Source organism: Pseudomonas sp. P5_A2_2 (genome assembly GCF_054177685.1).
On the sequence record NZ_JBGCUL010000600.1, the window covers coordinates 1 to 2,815 of the forward strand.

At 61.5% G+C, this 2,815-nt stretch carries 2 protein-coding genes; both read left to right on the top strand.

Going from position 1 to position 2,815, the window contains the following annotated elements; all coding sequences use genetic code 11:
* On the top strand, positions 1-1,902 hold a 1,902-nt coding region (locus ACXRVY_RS22875), incomplete at its 5' end, for a bifunctional diguanylate cyclase/phosphodiesterase (protein WP_458238313.1).
* 85 nt (positions 1,903-1,987) lie between these two features.
* Positions 1,988-2,734 carry an SDR family oxidoreductase gene (locus tag ACXRVY_RS22880; RefSeq protein ID WP_223462883.1) on the top strand — a complete coding sequence of 249 codons (747 nt, stop codon included), beginning with the start codon at positions 1,988-1,990 and terminating at the stop codon, positions 2,732-2,734.
* Positions 2,735-2,815: the final 81 nt, after the last annotated feature.

The following is a 2,815-nucleotide window of genomic DNA, read 5'->3' on the forward strand; positions in this document are numbered from 1 at the left end:
GGCTACGACGGTACGATCACCCTGTTGTCGCTACTGATCGGCGTGCTCTCCAGCGGTTTTGCGCTGTGGCTGGTCAGCCAACCGCAATTGCCGGCCTGGCAGCTGGCCTTTGGCGCGTTGGTCATGGGCGCCGGCATCAGCGCGATGCACTACACCGGCATGGCCGCCATGCGCATGCAACCGGGCATCGACTACGATCCGACGCTGTTCGGCGCTTCGCTTCTGATCGCGGTCGGTGCATCGGGCGCGGCATTGTGGATCGCTTTCCGCCTGCGCCAGCACACGCCTTATGTCCGGCTGATCCGTGGTGGTGCCGCGGTGATCATGGGTATCGCCATCGTCGGCATGCACTACACCGGCATGGCCGCCGCACGCTTTGCCGATGGCAGTTTTTGCGGGGCAGCGGTCAATGGCCTGAGCGGCAACGGCCTGGACAACCTGGTGCTGGTCACCACGCTGGCGGTGCTGAGCATCGCTTTGCTGACCTCGATCCTCGATGCGCGCCTGGAGGCCCGCACCGCGAGCCTGGCCGAGTCGCTGACCGAGGCCAACCGTGAACTGACCCAACTGGCGCTGCACGACACCCTGACCGGGTTGCCGAACCGGATGTTGCTTGCCGATCGTATCGATCAGGCCATGTCGCGGGCTCGGGAAGAGGGTGGCTGCTTTGCCCTGATGTTCATCGATCTGGACGGCTTCAAACCGGTCAACGATGCCTTTGGCCACCATACGGGTGATTTGCTGTTGCGCGAAGTGGCCTTGCGCCTGCGCGAAGACTTGCGTAGCCAGGACACCCTGGCGCGGATCGGCGGTGATGAGTTCGTGTTGCTGGTGCAATTGAGCGAGCAGATCGACGCCTTGAACCTCGCGGCCCGCCAGGTCGGGCTGATCGCGCGGGCGTTCCGGGTTGCCGAACATGATTTGCATATTTCCGCCAGCGTCGGCATTGCGCTCTACCCGGGTAATGGGCAGTCCGCCCACGAGTTGCTGATGAACGCCGACGCGGCGATGTATCACGCCAAGGGCGCGGGTAAAAACGGCTACAGTTTTTTCGATGCCTCGATGAACAGCAACGCCCGCAAACAGCTGCAATTGCTGCAGGACTTGCGCAATGCCGTGGAACAACAGGAATTCAGCCTGTATTACCAGCCCAAGTTCGACGCCGCCAATGGCCGTCCGGTGGGCGCCGAGGCCTTGTTGCGCTGGGAGCACCCCACGCAAGGGATGCTGTTGCCGGATACATTCATCGAGCTTGCAGAAAAAACCGGGCTGATCATTCCGATYGGCGAATGGGTGCTCAACGAAGCCTGCCGCCAGATGCGCGAGTGGTACGTGTCGGGCTACACCGATTGGCGCATTGCGGTGAACCTTTCGGCCATCCAGTTTTGCCATTCCGGGCTGGTCCAGAGCGTCGCCAAGGCCCTGGCGACTCACCATCTGCCGGCCAACAGCCTGACCCTGGAAATCACTGAGACCACCGCCATGAGCGATGCCGATGCGAGCATGAGGGTGCTTCAGGAGCTGTCGGAAATGGGCGTCGATTTGTCCATCGACGATTTTGGCACTGGTTATTCGAGCTTGATGTACCTCAAGCGCCTGCCGGCCAACGAACTGAAGATCGACCGCGGTTTTGTCCGCGACCTGGAGCACGACAGCGATGACGCCGCCATTGTTTCGGCCATCGTCGCCCTTGGCCAGGCGTTGGGGCTGCGCATCGTCGCCGAAGGCGTGGAGACGGGTGTGCAGCAGGACTTCCTGACGCAGCTCGGTTGCGATTCATTGCAGGGTTACCTGCTGGGGCATCCGCTGCCGGCTGCAGGTTTCATGGTGGAAATCCATCGCGGGGAGCAATTGGTCGAGCAATTGAAAGCCAGTGCCGAGCGCGAAATGTCGATGACATGACAGCTGACGTGAAGCCATGCAAAAACCGTCAATGGCGGTTATTCTTGCCCCCGACCGCTTAAGCTTCGATTGGGGGAAAGCTCGCATGGACAAAGTCATCGTCATCACCGGCGGTAGCCGCGGCATTGGTGCCGCCACCGCTCTGTTGGCCGCCGCGCAGGGCTATCGGATCTGCATCAACTACCAGGCTGACGAAAAGGCTGCGCTCGGCGTGCTCGAGCAAGTCCGCACCCTCGGTGCGCTAGCCATTGCGGTACGGGCCGATGTCAGCATCGAAGACGAAGTCATCGCGCTGTTCCATCGGGTAGACAGTGAACTGGGCCGGGTCACCGCGCTGGTGAACAACGCCGGCACCGTCGGGCAAAAGTCCCGGGTCGACGAAATGTCCGAGTTCCGCATTCTCAAGATCATGAAAACCAACGTCCTGGCGCCGATCCTTTGTGCCAAGCACGCGATCCTGCGCATGTCGCCCAGACACGGCGGGCAGGGCGGCAGCATCGTCAACGTGTCTTCGGTGGCCTCGCGTTTGGGCTCACCCAATGAATATGTCGACTACGCCGCCTCCAAAGGTGCGCTGGACACCTTCACCATCGGTCTGTCCAAGGAAGTGGCGGGCGAGGGAATTCGGGTCAACGCCGTGCGCCCGGGCTACATCTACACCGATTTCCATGCCTTGAGCGGCGATCCGGACCGGGTCAGCAAACTGGAATCGGCGATTCCGATGGCCCGGGGCGGGCGTCCGGATGAGGTGGCGGAGGCGATTGTCTGGTTGCTGTCGGACAAGGCTTCTTATGCGACGGGGACGTTTGTTGATCTTGGTGGTGGGCGTTAGTTCCTGAGACAGACGTTGTCTGCTCTGGCCTCATCGCGAGCAAGCTCGCTCCCACAATGGATCTCAACTGCTCACAAATCT